At 60.3% G+C, this 19,914-nt stretch carries 18 protein-coding genes and 1 pseudogene; all 19 read left to right on the top strand.

What is annotated here, in order from left to right; genetic code table 11:
- Positions 1 to 22: 22 nt before the first annotated feature.
- The 19 genes and pseudogenes from BLS34_RS23630 to BLS34_RS23545 all read left to right on the top strand — a co-directional run bounded on the left by BLS34_RS23630 (position 23) and on the right by BLS34_RS23545 (position 19,868).
- Positions 23 to 322, top strand: a complete 300-nt coding sequence (locus BLS34_RS23630; RefSeq protein WP_093154395.1) for a helix-turn-helix domain-containing protein — start codon at positions 23 to 25, stop codon at positions 320 to 322.
- Positions 323 to 880: 558 nt separating this feature from the next.
- Positions 881 to 1,495 (top strand): annotated as a pseudogene (locus BLS34_RS23625) (DUF932 domain-containing protein); the annotation flags it as partial.
- A gap of 89 nt (positions 1,496 to 1,584) precedes the next feature.
- Entirely contained in the window at positions 1,585 to 2,499 is a 915-nt protein-coding gene (locus BLS34_RS23620; protein WP_093154392.1) for a hypothetical protein, read from the top strand.
- Between the two features lie 89 nt (positions 2,500 to 2,588).
- Positions 2,589 to 2,867 carry a hypothetical protein gene (locus BLS34_RS25655; protein WP_139189452.1) on the top strand — a complete coding sequence of 93 codons (279 nt, stop codon included), beginning with the start codon at positions 2,589 to 2,591 and terminating at the stop codon, positions 2,865 to 2,867.
- Positions 2,868 to 3,561: 694 nt separating this feature from the next.
- Positions 3,562 to 5,343: a DUF3363 domain-containing protein gene (locus BLS34_RS23615; RefSeq protein WP_093154390.1), complete on the top strand. Its 1,782-nt coding sequence runs from the start codon at positions 3,562 to 3,564 to the stop codon at positions 5,341 to 5,343.
- 10 nt (positions 5,344 to 5,353) lie between these two features.
- Complete coding sequence (locus tag BLS34_RS23610; RefSeq protein ID WP_093154387.1) at positions 5,354 to 7,327, top strand: type IV secretory system conjugative DNA transfer family protein; 1,974 nt, start codon at positions 5,354 to 5,356, stop codon at positions 7,325 to 7,327.
- Positions 7,296 to 7,739, top strand: a complete 444-nt coding sequence (locus tag BLS34_RS25650) for a ribbon-helix-helix domain-containing protein (protein WP_139189451.1) — start codon at positions 7,296 to 7,298, stop codon at positions 7,737 to 7,739. Before BLS34_RS23610 ends, BLS34_RS25650 begins: the two co-directional genes overlap by 32 nt.
- A complete protein-coding gene (locus BLS34_RS23600) occupies positions 7,726 to 8,706 on the top strand; it encodes an ATPase, T2SS/T4P/T4SS family (RefSeq protein ID WP_093154382.1) in 981 nt (326 codons plus the stop codon). Before BLS34_RS25650 ends, BLS34_RS23600 begins: the two co-directional genes overlap by 14 nt.
- 76 nt (positions 8,707 to 8,782) lie before the next feature.
- Positions 8,783 to 9,133, top strand: a complete 351-nt coding sequence (locus tag BLS34_RS26085; RefSeq protein ID WP_051243837.1) for a TrbC/VirB2 family type IV secretion system protein — start codon at positions 8,783 to 8,785, stop codon at positions 9,131 to 9,133.
- Between the two features lie 254 nt (positions 9,134 to 9,387).
- On the top strand, positions 9,388 to 11,838 hold the full coding sequence (locus BLS34_RS23585) for a conjugal transfer protein TrbE (protein ID WP_139189450.1): 2,451 nt from the start codon (positions 9,388 to 9,390) through the stop codon (positions 11,836 to 11,838).
- A gap of 3 nt (positions 11,839 to 11,841) precedes the next feature.
- Positions 11,842 to 12,603: a hypothetical protein gene (locus BLS34_RS23580; protein WP_093154376.1), complete on the top strand. Its 762-nt coding sequence runs from the start codon at positions 11,842 to 11,844 to the stop codon at positions 12,601 to 12,603.
- Complete coding sequence (locus tag BLS34_RS23575; protein WP_093154373.1) at positions 12,603 to 13,355, top strand: TrbJ/VirB5 family protein; 753 nt, start codon at positions 12,603 to 12,605, stop codon at positions 13,353 to 13,355. Before BLS34_RS23580 ends, BLS34_RS23575 begins: the two co-directional genes overlap by 1 nt.
- Before the next feature lie 9 nt (positions 13,356 to 13,364).
- Positions 13,365 to 14,651, top strand: coding sequence for a type IV secretion system protein (locus BLS34_RS23570; RefSeq protein ID WP_093154371.1), 1,287 nt, complete (start codon positions 13,365 to 13,367; stop codon positions 14,649 to 14,651).
- Positions 14,651 to 15,319: a VirB8 family type IV secretion system protein gene (locus tag BLS34_RS23565; RefSeq protein ID WP_093154368.1), complete on the top strand. Its 669-nt coding sequence runs from the start codon at positions 14,651 to 14,653 to the stop codon at positions 15,317 to 15,319. Before BLS34_RS23570 ends, BLS34_RS23565 begins: the two co-directional genes overlap by 1 nt.
- 47 nt (positions 15,320 to 15,366) lie before the next feature.
- Positions 15,367 to 16,428: a TrbG/VirB9 family P-type conjugative transfer protein gene (locus BLS34_RS23560; protein WP_093154366.1), complete on the top strand. Its 1,062-nt coding sequence runs from the start codon at positions 15,367 to 15,369 to the stop codon at positions 16,426 to 16,428.
- Positions 16,428 to 17,624 (top strand): TraB/TrbI/VirB10 family type IV secretion system protein, encoded by a 1,197-nt coding sequence (locus BLS34_RS23555; RefSeq protein ID WP_093154363.1) that lies wholly within the window; start codon positions 16,428 to 16,430, stop codon positions 17,622 to 17,624. Before BLS34_RS23560 ends, BLS34_RS23555 begins: the two co-directional genes overlap by 1 nt.
- Positions 17,621 to 17,923, top strand: a complete 303-nt coding sequence (locus BLS34_RS26300; RefSeq protein ID WP_139189449.1) for a hypothetical protein — start codon at positions 17,621 to 17,623, stop codon at positions 17,921 to 17,923. Before BLS34_RS23555 ends, BLS34_RS26300 begins: the two co-directional genes overlap by 4 nt.
- Positions 17,920 to 18,228, top strand: a complete 309-nt coding sequence (locus BLS34_RS23550; protein ID WP_093154361.1) for a hypothetical protein — start codon at positions 17,920 to 17,922, stop codon at positions 18,226 to 18,228. The genes BLS34_RS26300 and BLS34_RS23550 overlap by 4 nt, the downstream gene beginning before the upstream one ends.
- Positions 18,225 to 19,868 carry a hypothetical protein gene (locus tag BLS34_RS23545; protein WP_093154358.1) on the top strand — a complete coding sequence of 548 codons (1,644 nt, stop codon included), beginning with the start codon at positions 18,225 to 18,227 and terminating at the stop codon, positions 19,866 to 19,868. Before BLS34_RS23550 ends, BLS34_RS23545 begins: the two co-directional genes overlap by 4 nt.
- Positions 19,869 to 19,914: the final 46 nt, after the last annotated feature.

The raw sequence follows: 19,914 nt of genomic DNA, 5'->3' as shown, positions 1-19,914 counted from the left end.
ACGACTTGAATGGATTCAGGAAATGATGCTTGTCGGATCAGGATGTCATTTTCACGATCTAATGGATACGCCCGAAGAGGCAGAGGACCTTAAAATCAGGTCGCGCCTTATGATCAAAATCGCGGATCTAATCGAGGCTAAAGGGTCATCACAGAAAGTTGCTGCTAAGGAACGCGGCGTTACTGTTTCTAGGATGAATGCCCTTATCAAAGGGCATGTCAACCAGTTCTCGATTGATGCGCTCGTCAGCATAGCTGCTCGGCTTGGTCAGACCGTTTCTATCGATATGACCGAACAGGCTAGCGCACGCGGAAATCTTTAGGTTCGCTATTGTTCTTGGCGGTATGCCAACGAGCAACGGCCCCAGAAAGCACAATCCGGTAAGCCGAGCCAACATCTACCCCTCAGGCTATTGGATTCCTCAAGCATGGTGAGGTGAGCCAGGTCGGGTGATCCCTAACGGGCTGTGCTCTGCTCGAGGCGGCCGCTCCAGAAACGCGGTGCCCTTCGGCCTTGTATGTGCTCGCCGGCGGCGATCGCCGCCAGCTCTCCGGTGGGAGAGGGGACGCCGCCCCCTCTCCCAAAAGGCCAAGTTCGCAAGCTCGCGCGCGGGGCGGTATCCCCAAGGTTCGGCCCGGCCAAGCTCGGGCCTGCACCCGGTGCTGCGCACCGCCCTACTGGTTGGGTGATCCCCCTCCGCCCCACGCGGCCTTTTCCCTCACCCCCGCTCCTCGCCGGAGAGGCAGCGTTGCATGCAGGCAAGCAACGCAGCCCAAACCAGAGAACAGGAGCGAGAAGATGAACCGATACATGCGAGGCATGACCAACGGCGGAATGATCCGGGCGAACGGAACCCAGGCCCTTTGCCTGGACGAAATGCGCGCCCGCGTGCCTGCGTCACGCCTCGCGGATGACGAGCGGCGACGAGGCCCACGAAATCATTCTGATCAACGCCCATGACGGCACCGCCAGCTATCAGATGATCAGCGGCGTTTTCCGTTTCGTGTGCGCGAACGGCCTCTTTGCAGGTGACACTTTCGGACAGGCCAAGGTCATGCATTCGGGGGATGCCGAGAGCAAGGTTATCGACGCCGCTTATACGGTGCTCGAGGACGCCGACCGGATCATGAACGACGTGCAGGAGATGAAGGCCGTAGAGCTGCACCGCGACGAGCAGCAGGCCTTTGCCAAGGCGGTTCACGCGCTGCGCTTCGAAGATCAGGAGAAGGCCTCTATCTCCGCCGATCAGCTTCTCTTGCCCCGCCGTTACGAAGACCGGCGCGGCGATCTTTGGTCGACGTTCAACGTGTTGCAGGAGAACACCATCAAGGGCGGGCAGCGCGGCTATACCCGCGATACCGAAGGGCACCGGCGCCGGGCTTCCACGCGCGAGGTGCGGGGGATCGATCAGAGCAAGGCTCTCAACCGCGCTTTGTGGACCCTGGCCGAGGAAATGGCCCGCATCAAGGGCGCACCCCTGGCGAGTGCCGCCTGACCCCCAGGCCGGGCGTTCCATCCCGGAGCGCCCGGCTTCTCTCCCGACAATCCGTTGACCGTACAGCCCGACCGACAGGAGGCGATATCATGCCGACCTTCACCCTTGGCGACGACCGTTTGAGCATTCAGGCGGGCAGCTATTCCGACCAAATCACGATATCCCAGATCGCTCGAAATTGGGACGCGCTCAGCCACTATCCGGAGCGCCACGCCGCCGCCGCTCTGCACGATCTCAACGCCAGACTGACCGCCTTTGCTGCGCATCTGGACGAGCTGCAGGCCATGGGCGGATCGCTCGACGTGGAGGCAGAAGCCGAGCAGTTCACCCGCCGCCATATCGAGGTAACCCGCGCGTGGTGGCAGGCCGAATCCCGCTGCATGTCATCGTTCATCGTAGGCCCCGCCAACTTCCCCACGCGGCGGAATGAAAAGCGCCAGGCCACCGCGCACAAGCGGATGGGTGAGATAGGCGCCCACGTCGCAGCCGCGCGAAAGGCCGTCGAACGCCGCGCCTTCCCCCATGGCCGACCCGACGGGCCGGTGAGGGGAAGCAACCCCGACGCCGCCGACCTGCTCCGCCAGAAGATCGAGGAGCGGGAGAGCCGACAGGCAGCGATGAAGATGGCGAACAAGGCGATCCATAAGAACCGCCAGGAGAGCGAGGAAACCATGGCCCAGGCCGTGGCCGAGGCGACCGGCTGGAGCCTTCAGGTCGCCCGTGCGGTCATTGCTCCAAACGCATTCGCCAAGCGCGGTTTCGAGGCCTTCGAGCTGTCGAATAACAACGCCGAGATCCGCCGTCTGCGCTCGCGTCTCGACGGCATCGAGGCGAAGCAGCAGGAGCCGGGCAGGGACACCGAAGAGGACACCGCAGCCGGACCCGTGCGCGTGGTGGAGAACGTGGAAGCGGATCGCATTCAGTTGAAGTTCGACGGCAAGCCCGAGGAGGCCGTGCGGCGGACGCTGAAGGGTTTGGGCTTCAGGTGGTCGCCGTCGCACTGAGCGTGGCAACGCCACCTGAACAACGCCGGGCGCCATGCGGTCGCGCGGTTCCTGCAATCGGTCAAGACGGGTGCGGAGGCCTGCCCGTCATGAGCCCCGAGGCGATCCGGCTTTTCCTGCGGGCGCAGGGCCGACAATGGCCCGTCCGCTCGCTGAAAGAGGCCTCGGAACAATACTGTGCGGTGCGCGACCGATTGGGGTTCGGAGCCAGTCAGATGCCGCCCGTTGTGCTGGTCGATCAGCACGGGACGCAGCGGTTCTATATCTCCTACAATGGCCGGGTCTGGCATGGTCATCACCACGACCATACGCCGGGCCGAACACCAGCCTACGACAACGCCCCGCCCCCCCTGACGAATACGCCATAGACGACAAAGGCCGCTCCGATATCCGGGGCGGCCATTTTGTTGCCCGGATCCACGCCAAGGTGCTGCCCGGGCGGGGAAGGGGACACCGGCACCAGGTGGACGAGGTGCGGGTTTGTCCGACCGGAAAATGGCGCACCAATCGCCAGGGCGATCGGTGCCCGGTTTAGCGCATGCGTTCCGCCTCGATGCTGCCTTGCCTCGTCGTGCCGAGGCACTTTCCAGCTTGCGCGGAAAGTACAGGCGCACCGATGCCGACCGCATGCAGACCGACGGTGCTCAGGCCATGCCTGGCGCCCGTCGATGCCGTCCAACCAACCCCTACTTTCAAGCGAAGCGCGCCGCGGTCTGAGATGGCGGCCCGGGCGGGATGCGGAGCGGTGATCGCGAGAGCGATCACCGCCTGGCTGTGCGCTGATCATCGTCCTCGATGCTGCCCTGCCTCGACGGGGCCGAGGCACTTTCCAGCTTGCGCGGAAAGGACGGGCGCATCGCGGCCGAAGATCAGCAGGGGGTAGGGGATGGAGAGGGTGAGGAAGGGTGATTTAGAGGGTGAAAGCGTAGGACAAGATAAGAGAGTGGTCCCATTTGGGGGCCGGCAGGCCCTAAGAGATTGGAATCCCTTGCGTTTATGTGGGACCATGATATGGTACGTAACACTTACGTGTCCCCACAAACTGCTAAGTGGCCGTAATCAATGGAAGAATATAGGCCCAAGCTGATATTCCGCGACCCGGCGCCCAGCAACGCAGGTCCGGCGGCTGCCGTCGCGGGCGCCGCTGCCTACAGGCTCGCGCCCAAGACCTTTTCCAGCACGATGGCCAATTACGCCTTCCGGATTGCCAGCGGGCGCACGCCTGTGTCGGCCGCTTCCATCGCTCGCAAGAGTGCAAAGCGAGCGGTTCGCGCAGCATTTTCGCGTCTCGTCGGGGGTGGTGAAGCGACGCGGTTTTCCTCAAACACGCACGCGTATTTGCAGCGGGTGATTGTCAAAACCCGTATCGTAAAGTCGGTTGCCGGGGTACGCGGGAAGGTCCGCGCCCACATGAATTACATCACGCGCGACGGTGCTGGCCGGGATGCAGAGCCCGCCGAAGTCTTCACGAACAACGACCGATCCACGTCGGAATTCGTGTCGAAACTGGAGAACGAGGAGCATCATTTTCGGCTGATCCTCTCGCCGGAAAACGCGTCGAATGACATGGAGCGGTTCACGCGCCAGGTCATGGAACGGATGGAGAAGGACCTGGGAACGGGTCTCGAATGGAAGGCGGTTGTTCACTACAACACCGATCACCCGCACGCCCATGTGGTGCTGCGCGGAGTCGATGATCAGGGCAACACCCTGGTCATCCCGAACCAGTATCTCACGCGTGGAATCCGGGAGCAGGCGCAACGCACGCTGACCTGTGAGCTTGGATACCGCACGAGCCAGGACCTTGAAAACACGCTCAACGAAGAGATCGATAGCCTGCGGCCAACGTCGCTTGATCGAGCGCTGGAAGGTCTTGCAGACGACGCCGGCGTGGTCGATCTATCCAGGTCCGCGTCAAAGAGCATCAACCCGCAGCAGCATCGGCGGTTGGCGCGGCGCGCTGACTTTCTGGAACGGCAGCAGGTGGGCCAGTGGGGACCGGGCAACAGATTCACGCTATCGAAAAACTGGAACAATGAGCTTCGGGCCAGCGCCAATGTCGTCGAAATGGCCTCGCGGTCACGGTTCGCATTCAGCGGTGAGCAGCGGGTCGTGTTCGATCTCAACGGCAAGGATCTGCCCAAGAAAATGATCGTCGGCGAGGTGCGCGCACGCGGCCTTGCAGACGAGCTATACGACAGGCCTTATGTGATCATCGACGGCGCCGACGGCCGCGCCTACCACAAGGTGGCAACCAAGATCGATGGGCTGGATCAGATCAACGAAGGGTCCATCGTTGCCATAGATCCATCGGCCGGAAGCGGCCCTCGAAAGATCCGCGGCCTCAGTCAAAGTCTATCGCAGGCGGTCCAGGAGCCGAGCGCGAATTGGCTCGACGCCTATGGGCAAAACAAGACCGGCGGCGCGCGTCACACAGCCTTTCAGCGGCGAATATCGGACGCTGTTGGGCAACGGGATCGGTTCCTGCAACAGGTCGGAGAGAAGGACGTCTTCAAGGATCCACGAGCGTTCGAGCGATGGGCTGCGCGATCCTTCACCGAGCAATCACCGGCAGCACTTCGCGCCGGCATGACGGACCAAACCGAACAGCTCTTGTTCTCATCAGACCCGCAGCGCTTCACCGGTCAGGTGGCGCATATCGAGCAGGGTGCGAAGGGCCGGTTCGCACTGATTGTCGACCGAAATTCGAACGCGTTTGCGGCGATACCGGTACGCGCCGCGGACAGCCTGAAGGTCGGACATCAGATCGGAATACACTCGATGCCCGAGATGGGTGCGGGACGAAATGCACTGAGAATCTATTCGCTCACACGGTCACTCTAGGAGAGATCAAATGCTCGCAAGAACGGCCGTCTTCTACCGCGGATTCTTCATCATGTCCGCGTCCATCTTGATCGGCTTCTTTCTCGGCACGCAGTATGTCGCGCATGAATACGGATACCATCCGGCACTTGGCCAACCTCTTTTGTCCCTCGGGGAACATAAGATATATGCGCCGATTATGTGGCTCATTTGGATGTTCAGATTCCCGGAACCCGCAGAAGCAATCTATGACGTTGCCTACCTGTGTCTGCTGGGATCGATCTCTGTCGGGATCGTTATTTTCATCTCTGCCGTGACCATGAGGCGCAAGCCGTCTTCTGGTAAATTCGGGACCGCTCGCTGGGCGAAGCCAGACGACCTAAAGAAGTATCTGGGTCACAACGGAGTGATCATCGGAACGACGGGTCTTAGGTCTCATCGGCGCCACAGTCCCCCGCGATACATCTGTCATGATGGCCCAGAACATGTCGCACTCATTGCCCCATCGCGCTCGGGCAAAGGTGCCACCACCATCATTCCGACGCTCTTTCGATGGCAGCAAAGCGCGCTCGTTCTAGACCTAAAAGGAGAGAACTGGATCGCGACTAGCGGTTGGCGCTCGCGCTTCTCGACGTGCTTCAGATTTGAGCCCGCGGCACCCGGTTCCGCGAAATTCAACCCGCTCCAGGAGATCCGAATTGGCCACGAGGACGTGAGCGACGCTGACTTGATCGCAAGCATGTTGGTCGATCCGGACGGCAGCAAGATCAACCCGAACTATTGGGACCAGTCAGCTCGGATCTTCCTCAAAACCGTCATCCTTCATTGCCGCTATTCGGATGAGAACGCGAGCCTCGCGTCGGTCAAAAATTGGCTCAATCGACCGGGCTCTTCGATGGAACAGAAGCTAGCCGAAATGGCTTCGACACGGCATCGCGATGGCCAATGTCACCCGGTCGTCGCACAAGGTGTCCAGCAGCTTCGCGACAAATATTTCCCCGAGTTCTCGTCGATCCTCTCGACCGCGAGAAGCTATCTCGCGATCTATGACGACACGGTCTTGGCCGAGAACACATCCAGTTCCGATTTCACAATCGATCAGCTTGTAAACGCTGAGCAGCCGATGAGCCTTTATATCGTGTTCACGCCGTCTGACGTGTTGCGGCTGCGGTTCTTCCTTCGGTTGTTCGTCAGCATGGTGGTGAGAAAGCTGACGGACGCGACAGTGAGCGCCGGAGGCTTCCCACATCGCCATCGGTGCCTTTTCCTGCTCGATGAGTTCCCGCGCCTAGGCAATCTGCCATTGGTCCACGACGCGATCGGATACATGGCCGGATATGGCCTCAAATGTCTGATCGTCGCTCAATCGGTGAAGGACTTGTATCGGAACTATGGGCGGGAGCAGACCATCGTCGAGAACTGCGCCTTACGGATCTTTCATGCCACGAATGATCCGGACACCAGCGACTACGTGTCACGTTTGGCTGGAACCGCGACCCATCGCGAACAAGAGATAAACATTTCAGGTCATCGCCTCCAACCGATCCTGACCCACGCCTTTGTCTCCGAACAGGAGAGCGCGCGGCCCCTGATCACAGGGGGCGAGGTCCATTCGCTTCCAGCCGATCGGGAGCTGCTGTTCGCTCCAGGAATTCCCCCCGCCAAGCTGTTCAAGATTGAGTGGTGGAAAGATCCCTTCCTTGCCGCGCATCAGGACGCGGAAGCCCCGAGCGTGCCGTCCGCGCACAGCCGTCCGGTCAATCCATGGAGCGGATACGTCAGCGCAGATTCAGCCGCGTATGACCATCAACTGAACACAGAAACTCTGCAAGAAGACCCAGCTCAGGAGCAAGGACGAAACCTCTCCGAACGGAACGAGGATGCCGAACAAGCGCTCGACAATCTCGCAGCGTCACCGTGGGAAGAAGCGAACGACACTCAGCAGTCCAACGTAAAAAACGGAAGGGTGATAGATGACCGCGACGACGGGCTCTGGCAAACGTAGCTCTTCAACTATCCCAAAGAAATTCCGTCTGCCGGCCGAGCTGACACAGCAGCTCCAGGCCGCATCGGCGGAACGTGGCATACCGGAATCACGGATCGTAGGGGAAGCACTAGAAGCATATTTCAACCCGAAGATGCCCGACTTCATCGCGCTGGAAATGACAATCGCCGGGACTCTCGATCGCCTGAGGCGAGCGGTCGCCACACTGCAGAAGGACCAGCAAATCACAAATGAAACGCTGGCGCAGTTCGTCCGCCTGTATCTCAGCAATACGGCTCCGCCAAGCTCAGAAGAGCAAACGAAGCTCAGGCAAATAGCGCCCCAACGTTTCGATAGGTTCATTGAGGTGGTCCGCTCCCAGATCAGCGGAGCGGGCTATGTTCGAGAGGTCTTAAATCATGACACAGAATGAGGTTTCGGATCGGGGAGCCCGCGCGCTTTATGAAACTCTGGCGAAGTATCTCCCTTACATCGACGACCCCGAAATCACCGATGTCTACTTGAATGATGATGGAGGATTGTGGACTCAGCGATGGGGCGGTTGGCCGCTGTTGGTCGAAGAGCGATTCTCGATCTCGGCCGCGGAATCTATTCTACGCCTCGTCGCCGGCCAGAGTGGTCAGGAGGTCACCACCAAGTCTCCGAGGCTTGCGGCCGAACTACCCGATGGAACGAGGCTTCAGGGTTTCATTCCTCCCGTGACGACCCGGCCGGTGTTCGTCCTCCGGCTTCATCGGCAGACGAATATCAGTTTAGGTGATTACGTCTCTCAGGAATTCATGACCGCCGAGGCGGCGAACTGGATCCGTGCGGCGCTAAAAGAGCGCCGGAATATCCTCATTGCTGGGCCTACCGGAACCGGTAAGACCACCTTGGCCAACGCCATTTTGAAAGAGCTTGAGCAATCTTATGACAGGGTCGCGATCCTGGAGGATATGCGTGAACTACGGTGTCCGGCCCCAAACACCTTGTCACTGCGATCGAGTGCGGCGGTCGGCTTGCGGCAACTGGTTCAAGATGTGCTGCGGGTAAAGCCCGATCGCATCGTCGTTGGTGAGATCCGCTCTGGTATCGTCGCGCGAGAACTCCTGAACGCATGGAATACCGGCCACCCGGGTGGCCTGGCCACGATCCATGCAGACAGCGCTATGGACGCACTGCGTCGCCTGGAGCATCTGTTGTCAGAGGAATATCAGGTACCGCCGCGCCATCTCGTCGGCCGAGCGATTCAGGAGGTGCTGTTCATCGGTCGCCGCTCTGCCCGCCCTTACCTGGGATCCCGCGTCACGGTGGGCTGGGATGAAGAAGCCGACACATACCGCACGGAAGTGCGTCGTGATCGATCACCGCTCGCACAATCGCTGGGGACGGACTCTTGACGCCGAAATCCTGCTGGGATTATGTTCGGCATCAAGGCACATAACACATATGTCTTATCATATAGGAGTCGTCGCCATGATCCGTACTCTGCCCAACGCCGAAAATCGCGCGTGGCACATAACCCTGTCCGTATGCATGGCCGTCGCCGTCGTCATGTTTCCGGAGATCGCCCAAGCTACCACCTCCATCGGCGGGGCCATGCCCTGGGAAGGGCCGTTTGACCGGCTGTCAGATAGCCTCCAGGGGCCGGTGGCCCGCGCTTTGGGGGCCGCGGCCATCGCGGGCTCCGGCCTGGCGGTTGCTGCTGGTGAAACCGGGAGCATTCTGCGTCGCTCCGGTAACATCGCCGTAGGCGGAAGCATTGCCTTCAACGCTGCCAGTTGGGGCCTACCCTTCCTCGGCTACACCGGCGCCGTGACGCTCTAGGGCCACGATGACCCCATGGAAGAGCCAGTCCCACAAACACTCACCAAGCGCCTTCTCACATTCGGGCTGCCTCGGCGGGTGGGGATTCTGATCGCAACAACGACGGCGGCTGGCTTCTTTGCACTGCATAGATGGGAGGTATTCCTAGCGGGAGCCTCCCTCTTTCTGATCGGCAACCTGCTGCATCGCCACGACGATTGGATGTTTGAGGTCCTGATCCGCCACATTCGATATCACAATAGGTATATCCCCTGATGGCTTCGCTGCTCGGCCGATACTGGATTGGATCCTTCAAAGCCGGCACAGCACATTCAGTGGCCGACCTGCTTCCTTGGACACTCTTGCTCGAAGACCAGCGAACCGTTCTCCTGAAGGACGGTGCCCTACTCACGTCCTGGTCTGTGCGAGGCCCGGATCTGGACGCATTGCCCGACTATTTCTTCGGGAAACTGTGCTCCGAGCTGGCTGGCCAACTCAATGCACTGCAGGGTGGATGGTCGCTCTTCTTTGAAGACGCCAGGGTCCCCAGCTCTCCCTATCCTGAGAGCGCATTTGCCAATCCCACCGCGCAGCTCATCGATAGCGAACGACGCGCCAACTTCGCAAATACGCCTCACCTTGAGAACCAATACGTACTCACCGTCACCTATTTGCCGCCGAAGGCATCTCACGGGCAGTTCAAGAAGTTTCTGATCGAGTCTCCAAAAGCAGACGACAGTGCCGTGCCCGCGGAATTGTTGGACTTCCGGCAACAGATCGCCGCGCTCGACGAAGCACTGCGCCGCTTCTTCCTCGCTATGAAGCCGCTGCTGGGAAGCGAGATCCTGTCCTACCTGCATTCGACCATAAGCACCCAGCGTTTTGATATCGGAGATCATCCGCCGGTCTTTCTTGATCGCTTGCTTCCCGACGAGGAACTGACGGGAGGTTTCTATCCGAAAATCGGCAAAAACCATCTGCGGGTGGTGGGCATCAAGACCCTGCTCGGACCAACCAGGCCTGGCCTTTTTCAAGAGCTGAACGAGCTACCGTTCCAATACCGTTTGATGGCCCGTTTCATCGCACTCGATGACCGACGGGCAGAAGCCGAGCTTCGGAACATGGGGCGCCACTGGACGCAGCGCCGCACCAGTATCCTTGGCACCATCTTCGCCAACTTTACGGGTGAACCTGCAAAAGAGAATGCCGAGGCTATCCGGCGCTCGGAAGACGCCGACATGGCCGAACTCGCAATTCAGGAACGGCATGCGAGTTTTGGCTACTGCACACTCTCGATCGCAGTTTGGGACGAGAATGAAGAGGTAGCCGAAGCCCGCGCGGTCGAGGTCGCAGAGCTCGTCCGACGGGCCCGTTCAATACCGGTCATCGAGCGCGCGAACACCCTGGAGGCCTGGCTTGGCATGGTGCCGGGAAACTCGGTGGCGAATGTGCGCCGGCCGATGCTCAACACCATCCACTTTTCACATATGGCGCCCATGTCTGCGACTTGGGCAGGGCCAGAAGGCGTCAACCATGAGCAGCTTATTGGTCCGCCGCATGTCTATTGCGAAACCGGCTCGACGACGCCGTTCCGTTTCTCGACCTACGTCGGGGATGTGGGTCATTTCATCGTGGTCGGTCCCACCGGAGCCGGGAAGTCCACTCTGCTGAACCTCCTTGCGGCGCAATGGCTTCGATATTCCAACGAGGAAGGTGCGGCCCAGGTCTTCGCTATCGACCATAAGCGAAGCCTCCGGTGCATGGTCCGCGCACTCGGTGGCACTTACCACAGTCTGTCGGACCACGCCGGCCGGCTAACGATCCAGCCCCTTCGAGATATCGACCAACCGGATCAATGCGAATGGGCAAGCAATTGGCTGGTTTCGATGATCGAGAACACCGGCCAATCCGTTCCGGCAGAGCTGCAAAGCGAGATCTGGTCCGCCCTAAAGACCTTGGCCACGCACGCCCCGCATCATCGAACCTTATCCGTGCTCGCGCAGTTGGTGCAAAGCGAAGACCTCCGACACGCCCTTTCGCCTTTTACAATGGCCGGGCCGGCGGGGCGGTACCTCGACGCAGATTCCAGCGAGGATCCAGATGACATCGAGGCGGTCGATCTCGGGGATCTCCTGGACGCCACCTATGCCGGTCCGGTCGTCGAGGCTCTGTTCAACCGGTTTGAACGTCGGTTCACGGGTCGGCCAACTCTGCTTCTTGTCGACGAAGCATGGCTGCCCTTGCTCAATCGGGCCTTCGCGGATCGCTTACGAAAGTGGCTGAAGACCTTACGGTCCAAGAACGTCGCGGTCGGCTTTGCGACACAGGAAGTGGCGGATCTTCAACAATCCACGGTCGCACAAACCGTTCTGAACGCGTGCCCCACACACATCTACCTGCCAAACCCTGCAGCCGGTCGCCAGGACGTCGCGAGCCTCTATCAGCAGTTCGGTCTAAACGAACGCCAAATTGAGTTACTCGGGGAGGCTCGACGAAAGAGCGACTACCTGTTCGTCACCGACATGGGCACCCGCCTGATCTCCTTCTCGCTGGGACCTATCGCGTTGGCGCTGTGTGGATCGACCAGCGAAGCCGCTCAGAACCAGATGGACCGAATCCCGGCCGAGATCACGGGTCCGGCGTTTGCCTCACTTTGGCTTGAACAGGCCGGTCTCCCGGAGCCAGCCGATCTTCTGCGGGAACCCTTCAGCCAGGCGGCAGAGTAGCACATGAAAGTCATGCGCACCGCCCTATTGGCTTTCAGCACATTCGCTGCACATCCAGCCCTTGGCGATTGGGAATGCTCGCCGCTGCCGGTGTTCCTGAATGTTGATTACACAGCCAGCACCGCCGATGCACTGTTCTACCTGGGGCCGACACAAGACCAACCGCTCCATCTCTGGGGCGAGCGCGAACAATTGAGAGCGCTGACGGAGGCAGACCAAGCCGTCACCAACGGCAACGGGCTCAACCATCGCCTGCCGGGCTTCTCGATTCAGATCGATGCGACCCGACCATGCGGTGGCGACTGGTGCGACCATGAGCTGCCTCCAATCAACATCACACTGGACCCTCGATATGAGGCGCGGTGTATCTACGGCCCTCTTCGTGCGCCTACGCCGACCTCCACGCTGACCATGCGGGCGCCGACGAACTGCGTTCCGCAGCCACAGTTCCGCATCGGCAATCGAACGGCCTACAAGGCGCTTAAGGTTGAAGGCTGCCGTGGGCATATGTCCTACGACTACCCGAATGTCCCAAAGGCAAGCTTTGACCTCGGGACGCTGGCCCTTCTTTTCAACGACGGGTTCGTTGGCTACCGGAACGCCTATTTGCCCGGCGCAATGACGGTCTTCCGTGGTTCGCTTCAGGGGGACCGGATCGCCGGCGTGGGCTTGAGCTTCAGCGACCTCCTCAACACGACGGGCGCTTTTGTCTACCGGATATCGATCGACATGCCGACGCAATCTGAGGACCAAGGGAGGCGATAATGATTCCGATCATCCGCAAGCGGTTGGCGATCGCCATTGTGGCGAGCACCTGTGTTCTGGCCCCACCGGCAAAGGCCTTCACGGTGTTCGACCCGGCAAACTTCTCTCAGAACATCCAGCAGGTCGCCGAGTCCATCAAAGCCTTCTATCAGCGGCATGAGCAAACCATCCAATTGATGATGGTCGTGGGCCAAACGGCACTCTCCGTAGCCACCCTGCAGAACGGAAACTACTCAGGCGTAGCCTCGTCGCTCGCCAATCTGGCCGGTGTCGACCAGGACTATTCCGGCGCCATTCGCAATGCCCAGGATCTGATCATGAGATCCCAGCAGCTCATGAACCTGGCTCAGCGAGTAAAGACGCCGCAGGACGCTGTTGCCGCCGCCGATATCGCGATGACGCTGTCGCAGAACGTGATGAACGATTCTGCCGCTCTCCTGGGACGGCTTGAGCCAATGGCTGTAAGCCAGCAACGACTTATGCTGGCGATGACCGCCAGCGAATTTGCGGTGGGGCAGACCCAGGCGACACAGGCGCAGTCTCAAGTTGACGCGATCCGCACACAGATCGAGGCGCAGTCATACGAGATTCAGCGCCTCCAGCTCGCCAACTCGCTCGCCAAGGAACAACAGGCGATGATCGAGCGCGAGGTTGCCGCCTTCCGCTTTCAGGAAGAGAACCGCGTTCTGGCTGAGCCGGTCAAAAAGGGGGCTGTCCCCGACGACTGGTGGAAGCCCAAAACGACGTTCTGAGGCCTCCAGATGGATCCTCTCGGCAGCCTCGACGAACGGGCCATATCGCTAATCCAGCTCTTCCAGAGCGGGCCGGCGAATTACCTTGGCACGGCCATTTCCCTATTTTCAAAGCTCGCCGTCATCGAGATCGCGCTGTTCGGTCTCCTATTGGCCGTTGGCCGAGGGCTTGGCTTCGCTGACGCCTTCACCAGGCTCTTCAAGCTCGGCCTCTTCTTCTGGTTCATTCAGAACTTCCTCCAGTTTCAGGGGACCATCCTGGGAGGGTTCCAATGGGCCGGTCAGACCATGACTGGGCAAAACGCCTCAGCGGGTCCCGAGGCTTTGCTTCCGAGCACTTTCTTGAATTATGGGCTGACCGCGCTGAGCGGGGTGCGTGAATGTGCCGGAACACTGAGTATGTTCGGTGGAGAGATCGGCACTTACATTCTGTTGTACGTCATTGGATTCGTGATCTTCCTGGGCATGTTGTTCATGGGTCTAAGCGCCCTGTTGACCCTCTTGGAATATTATCTGGTCACTGCAATCGCCTTCATCCTCTTACCACTCGCCGCATTGTCCGCCACTGCGTTCGCGGCCGAGCGTACATTTTCCGCATTTCTCGGGATCGGCATCAAAGCCGCAGCCATCGTTGTCATCAGCGGCTTCATACTTGGTGACCTCGATACCCTGATTTCTGCCGATGGCATTTGCGGCGGCGGGGAGCCGGAATCCAACCTGCGCAATGCGCTCCTGCTATTCGCAACAGCGTCGTTCTACATCGTCTTGTTCATCACCGCGCCAAGCCTCGCGGCCAGCGTGCTAACCGGCAATTCCCGACTTGGTGCTGGCACCGCCCTTATGGCGGCCGGCGGCCTCGGCTTTGCCTTAGTCGGTGGCGGGGCTATGGCGGCAAAGGCCGGAACGGCAGGCGTCGGCGCGGCTGCCAGCGGCGGAGCAAGCGCCGCCAATGCAGCCCGCGCGGCCGTATCTGGCACCAATGCTGCGATGAAAGCTGGCGCCGCGTCGATGAGGGGTGCCGGTAGCGCCGGGAAAGCTGCGGGGGCAGCCGGGGGTGCCGCTCGCTATGGCATGGCCGCAGCAGGAAACGCAGCCAAGGCGGGTGCCAACCGAGCTGCGCAGATGTCACGGATCGCCAGTGATTTCCGCGACAAAATGCGCTCCGGTTCAGCCCAAGCCGAAGCTGCCCGCGCGGCCGGCGGTCGTTTCGTTCGATCTGCCAGCACCCGGATGCGGGCCGCACGGAGAGGAAGGAGAATTCGCAGTACTCTCGACCAGCAGCAAGGCGATGAATAATGAGCGCTTCTAATACCACTCCGCCAAGTTCCGCGTATCGCAACGCTGGAAAGGTGTTTGCAGATTTCCTTGAAGCCGACCAGCGGCGAGGCCGCGGATTAACCATTGTGGCGATCCTGCTCTTCGTGGGCCTGATCGGCTCAAATTTCACGATGGCCTACATGTACGGCCAACGCCGTGAGACGATTGCGATGGTCGAGGTCGATGGGAACACCGGCCAGATCATTCGAAAGTATCAGCCCGAAGACTATCGCCCCTCCGATCTCCAAAAGAGCTACATCGCGCGGGAATGGATCAAGCTCGTGCGCCGTCGCCCGGCCGATGTACTCGTGATGCGCGACGACCTTCTGTGGGTGTACGCACACACGGCCGGCGGCGCCAGAGAACGGCTCGACAGCCTCTTTCGCACGCAGGCGCCGTTGGAAGATGCAAACCTGCGGGTCATCAGAGAACTAACCGCCTTCTCGAAATCCTCCGACTCCTACCAGCTCACCTGGCACGAGGACGTCTATACGCCGAGCGGCACCAAAATCGGAACATCCGAGCAAAGCGGGTTGCTGACGATCGCCCTGCGAGAGGGGGTGGGAGCCGACCTTTCGCGCAACCCGATGGAGCTCTACGTCGTGCATTTTGACTGGACGGTCCCTGCCCCGACTCCGGCGAACTGATCTTTTTTTCATTGTGGCACATAAGACGTAAGTGTTAGGGAAATTCCATGAAACAGGTCCTCCCGATCCTCTGCTTCGGACTATCCGCGTGCCTCCCGGTACAACAATTTGGCGCCCCACCCGGCCCGTCAAATGTCCCCGGAACGGAGGTTCGCTATATAGAAATTCCCACTGGTCCGGTCGCGCCGCCAAAGATCGTCGAGGTTCCCGCTCCAGGCTCGAGTGCCGACCTGACGCCCATCCCCCTTCCTCAGGTAACCGCTCAACGCCCCCGCAAGAACCTGAGGGACGCCAAGGAAGCGTCGTTCTACGACGACGCCCGCGGTCAGTTCGTTCAAGGCAAGCAGATCTATCCATTCTTCGATGGCGCCAGCTACAAGATCCTGGCGGCGCCTCTTCGGATCGTTGATGTCCGACTGCAACCCGGCGAACAGATCCTAGCCGCTTCTGCAGGCGATACAATCAATTGGCGCCTGGAGCCGACCCTTTCGGGTTTCGGTGACAACCAGACCGTTCACCTTTTGATCAAACCGATCAACGAGGAAGCCGACACCAACCTCATCGTCACGACCGACCGTCGCACCTATAACCTCGAGCTGCGCGTTTCCCAGGCGGGCGATCCATTCCACAACTCCGTGACCTGGACCTACCCCGAAGACGACCGGCAGTCGCTTCATGCTCGGATTACCGCGCTTCACACGACCGGCCGAGCAGAGACGACCGGCGCCGGCGGTGCCCTTGGTGGCGAACCTGGGCGCTACACCGTTCTCGGCTCCCCGTCGTCATCGATCGACGATGCGGTCGCAAATTTGAACTTCAACTGGACTATCGAGGGCGCAGCCGATCAGCCCTGGCTTCCCACAGAGATTTACGACGACGGCGCTCGGGTCATTCTCCGATTCCGGCCGGAGATGGCACGTCGGCAAATGCCGGTGCTTTCCCTTCTGACCTCGAACAATCAGATCGAGATCGTCAACTACATCCAGAACGGTTCCGCCATCATCGTCCCTTACATGTTCGACCGGGCACTCTTGTACATGAGCCCCGACGACCGTGTTGTGATCACCCGCACGGGTGTTTGGACGCATAACGCTCGCGGGTCACGCTGATGTCTGAGTTGATGCCAGACTACAATGTGGCCGGGTCCACACGGGTCAATAAGCGCCTGGTTATCCTTGGAGCCGGCGCGCTTACGTGCATCCTGATTGGCGGGGTGGTCTACGGCCTGACCGACACTGGTCCCGACCGCTCCAACCCGAATACAAAGAACTACAACGCCGAGCTGCCGCCATCGCGCGAGCAGGAGCGAATTGAATCCCTGCCTTCAACCTACGAGATCGCGCCACCCGTGAAGCCGGAGGAACCAAAAGAGAGTCCTCCGCCGCTCCCTGAGCCTCCCCCGTTGGTCCCGCAACCTGCACAGCTTAGCCCGTCCATCCCAGATCCGATGGCGGAAGCCGCGCGGCAGTCCGCGATCGCATTCTTTAACAAAGCCGATCCGAGACAGACTCAAGTCGCCCTCGGCTCAATGGCAGCCTTGCCAGGCGCCCAACCCCTGCCCCCCTCACCGAGCATGCCGGTCAGCCCTTCGGCACCCGGCGGGCCACCACAGGCCGACCCCACTGCCTCCGCGCCGCTTCCGACATCCACCCGGAGCGACATTGCCAACCCCTTCCTCAGCAAGGCCTCCATGGCCGAGGGCAGCAGCGCCAACGCGGCGGCGCAAAGGACCGAGACCAATCCGACCACGACTGTCTTCCCGGGAACGGTCATAAAAGCCCGCCTGGACACAGCTATCGACACCACCCACCCCAGCGTCGCGCGGGCGCGCGTGGTCGAAACCGTCTTTGATCACCTTCAAGGCCGGTCCGTCCTGATCCCCCAGGGGACAACCCTTATCGGCACGCCGACATCGAATACCCGTTACGGCCAAGAAAGGATCTTCATCGCCTGGACACAGGCGACGTTTCCCGATGGAGAGAGCATCGAGCTGTCGGGCATGTCGGCGGCCGATAGTGCCGGACGCGGAGGCATTCCGGCGAACGTGGACAACCACTACCTCGAGCTCTTTGCGACCGCAGCCCTCAGCAGCATCGTTTCCGTCGGCTCCGCGGTTGCCGGCGGAAACCCAGGCGACCCTCTCACGCTCCAACAGCGTGCCGCAGAAGGCCTAGCCACATCGGTTTCGGATACCGGAAGCACCCTGATCGACCGTGCCGCGACCATCCCGCCAACACTAACCGCCGAACCCGGGATGATGATCACAATCATCGTCAACAGGTCAATAACGTTGGAGCCCCAATGATCGCTCGACAGACCCGACTCGAATCCCATCGCAAGGATTTACTCGATGCCTACTGCGATAGGCTTTGCATCACACGGACGTCGTTTTTCAACGAGGCTCTTCACGATTTTCTCAAGAATGACAACAACGCGACCCTCATGCGAGCGGTCCCGAGGGATTCGCCTGTTGTCTATTTGAATTTTGACGAAGGTCTAATGGATGGGCTGCGCTCGTTGATGACGCTGCACAGCGTGTCTCTTTCATCAGTGCTTTACACCGCAATCTGCAAACACGCGCAAGAAAAGGGAGTATTTCAATGACGGACCCGCTTGGAATCACTTTGGAGAACGTCATTGTCCGAAAGCAGTCCATTTCGATGGAATTGACCGGCGACGTTCTTTCCCAGTTCGAGAGATATCAGGCCTTCCTCCAGGAGGATTTAGGCCAGGAGGTCAGCCCGTCTATTCTCGCTCGCGAGCTGGTACGGAAGGCTCTCGACGGCGACAAAGCCTTTCAGAGGCGCCTCAACCCTCTGCGAAAGAAGAAGGCCAGCGCCGACCCTGCGTCCACTGACACGGCACCTGCCGCCCAGGCTCCGCGCACAGGCGACGGAGGCTCAGTATGAAACGCGGCCCGCTCTTCTTAACGTCTATCGCCATCCTATCTGGCTGCGCTCCGCAATGGCAGCAAAGCCCCTCGGCACCGCTTAAGCCGGCGTTCCTGAAGAGCAGTCCGGCAATCGACATTGCCTCGACGAAGCCGATCCAGGACGGCGCCAGCACCCCGACTGAAATCGCCTCGCCCTCTCCTGTGGAAACACCGGCGCCGGCTGCCTCCTCCGTGACCCCAATTGTCCCCACGCCGCCAGCGCCGGCCAGCGCCGAGGTCGAGCCCGAACTACACGCGCTGGATCCACACGAGCCAGCCCGGGTTCCGGAAGAGCCGCCAAGCGCTTCCGCACAGAATGTGCTGATGAAAGGGGCCTCAGCGTCCAACACCGTCGACCTTGAGGAGTATGCATTTGAGCTGCGCTCTTCACACGGCAGCAACGACCCACTTCCCGACGACGCAATCCCGCAACCGTTCGGAGCGATCGCTGCCGATCCGCTGACCCTGTTGCGGGAGCTCGCAAAACAACGGGGCTTCTCGGTCGCTGCAGGCAAGAATGTCCAAGCACGGGCTATATCCCTCCACCTGGACTCCATGCCGGTGTCAAAAGCGGTTGAGGCCATCACGCGGGCGGCTGACCTCAGCTACAGCTACCGAGGCAACCAGCTCACCGTTTCGACAACCCGCGCCTACACCCTCAGCCTTCCTCCGATCACCGCCCGTAGCCTTTCGGAGGACAATATCTACGAGAACCGCGACGAGCCCTTCTACAACCAGGTCGCGGAGACGATCACAGGCTACGGCGGAATCGACGTTCACCAGGATGTATCGGGGCGCCTAATATCTTTCAGCGCGGGACCGCGCGCCGCGGAAGCGATCCGCGACTACGCGCGGGAACTGCGCACCAGGCGTGTCCGGATCACCTACGACATTTGGATTGCGGAGGTATCTGACACCAACTCGGAAAGCCGCGGCATCCGCTGGGATCAGCTCACCGCCAGTATCGGCGCCCTCGATCTCGGTTTCTCCGGGGGGTCGGCCCTATCCGACGCCTACGCAATAACAACCAGCTTCGTTGCCAACGGCATAAACATCTCGAACGTCGCCACTTTCCTGGAGAGCCAGGGCGATGTGGAGGTCGTCTCAAATCCACATGTTGCGATGATCTCCGGATCATCCGTTCGCTTGGATGACACGACCACGAATCCCTATCTCGCACTTCAGCCGATTGCGCCGACTGCCGACAGCGACGCGAGCGTAAGCGTCACAACCGGCGTCGATACCAGAGAACTGACGACCGGCGTGGTTCTCTCGCTCTCTGGCGATTATCAGGACGGCCTCGTGACAACCTCCTTAAGTCTGTCGCTCTCAGACCTCTTAGGGTTCGAGGAATTCCAGGTAGGCGACGCGGCAGCCCGCTTGCCGCGCTCGACCGAGCGCACCATCACGACCCAAATCACCACGCCTCCGGGTGCGACCGTGGTGCTCGGTGGCATCTCCCGGTCCTCCAAGAGCCGCCAGCGCGATGCGGTGCCGCTTTTAGGCGACGTGCTGCCCTTCCTGTTCAGCTCAAAGAACAAGTCCGCCGAACGGAAGCAGATCGTCATCGCGCTCGTTCCGCACATTGTCCGCTTCAAAAACGAGAACGACACATGAGATCGATAGCTCCATGGGTCTGCTTGTTGGCGTGCCTGGCTACGCC

Source organism: Thalassobaculum litoreum DSM 18839 (assembly GCF_900102465.1).
Taxonomy (GTDB): domain Bacteria; phylum Pseudomonadota; class Alphaproteobacteria; order Thalassobaculales; family Thalassobaculaceae; genus Thalassobaculum; species Thalassobaculum litoreum.
The sequence above is the reverse complement of the archived record's forward strand: the minus strand, read 5'-3'. Positions and strand labels throughout refer to the sequence as shown.

Excerpts from the sequence above, each read along its gene's own strand:
- BLS34_RS23600 (WP_093154382.1), top strand. The coding sequence starts at position 7,726 with ATGACACAGAATGAGGTTTCGGATCGGGGAGCCCGCGCGCTTTATGAA.
- BLS34_RS23560 (WP_093154366.1), top strand. The coding sequence starts at position 15,367 with ATGAAACAGGTCCTCCCGATCCTCTGCTTCGGACTATCCGCGTGCCTC.
- BLS34_RS23615 (WP_093154390.1), top strand. The coding sequence starts at position 3,562 with ATGGAAGAATATAGGCCCAAGCTGATATTCCGCGACCCGGCGCCCAGC.
- BLS34_RS23545 (WP_093154358.1), top strand. The coding sequence starts at position 18,225 with ATGAAACGCGGCCCGCTCTTCTTAACGTCTATCGCCATCCTATCTGGC.
- BLS34_RS23630 (WP_093154395.1), top strand. The coding sequence starts at position 23 with ATGATGCTTGTCGGATCAGGATGTCATTTTCACGATCTAATGGATACG.
- BLS34_RS23570 (WP_093154371.1), top strand. The coding sequence starts at position 13,365 with ATGGATCCTCTCGGCAGCCTCGACGAACGGGCCATATCGCTAATCCAG.
- BLS34_RS23550 (WP_093154361.1), top strand. The coding sequence starts at position 17,920 with ATGACGGACCCGCTTGGAATCACTTTGGAGAACGTCATTGTCCGAAAG.
- BLS34_RS23565 (WP_093154368.1), top strand. The coding sequence starts at position 14,651 with ATGAGCGCTTCTAATACCACTCCGCCAAGTTCCGCGTATCGCAACGCT.
- BLS34_RS23620 (WP_093154392.1), top strand. The coding sequence starts at position 1,585 with ATGCCGACCTTCACCCTTGGCGACGACCGTTTGAGCATTCAGGCGGGC.
- BLS34_RS23610 (WP_093154387.1), top strand. The coding sequence starts at position 5,354 with ATGCTCGCAAGAACGGCCGTCTTCTACCGCGGATTCTTCATCATGTCC.
- BLS34_RS23585 (WP_139189450.1), top strand. The coding sequence starts at position 9,388 with ATGGCTTCGCTGCTCGGCCGATACTGGATTGGATCCTTCAAAGCCGGC.
- BLS34_RS23580 (WP_093154376.1), top strand. The coding sequence starts at position 11,842 with ATGAAAGTCATGCGCACCGCCCTATTGGCTTTCAGCACATTCGCTGCA.
- BLS34_RS26300 (WP_139189449.1), top strand. The coding sequence starts at position 17,621 with ATGATCGCTCGACAGACCCGACTCGAATCCCATCGCAAGGATTTACTC.
- BLS34_RS23575 (WP_093154373.1), top strand. The coding sequence starts at position 12,603 with ATGATTCCGATCATCCGCAAGCGGTTGGCGATCGCCATTGTGGCGAGC.
- BLS34_RS25655 (WP_139189452.1), top strand. The coding sequence starts at position 2,589 with ATGAGCCCCGAGGCGATCCGGCTTTTCCTGCGGGCGCAGGGCCGACAA.
- BLS34_RS23555 (WP_093154363.1), top strand. The coding sequence starts at position 16,428 with ATGTCTGAGTTGATGCCAGACTACAATGTGGCCGGGTCCACACGGGTC.
- BLS34_RS25650 (WP_139189451.1), top strand. The coding sequence starts at position 7,296 with ATGACCGCGACGACGGGCTCTGGCAAACGTAGCTCTTCAACTATCCCA.
- BLS34_RS26085 (WP_051243837.1), top strand. The coding sequence starts at position 8,783 with ATGATCCGTACTCTGCCCAACGCCGAAAATCGCGCGTGGCACATAACC.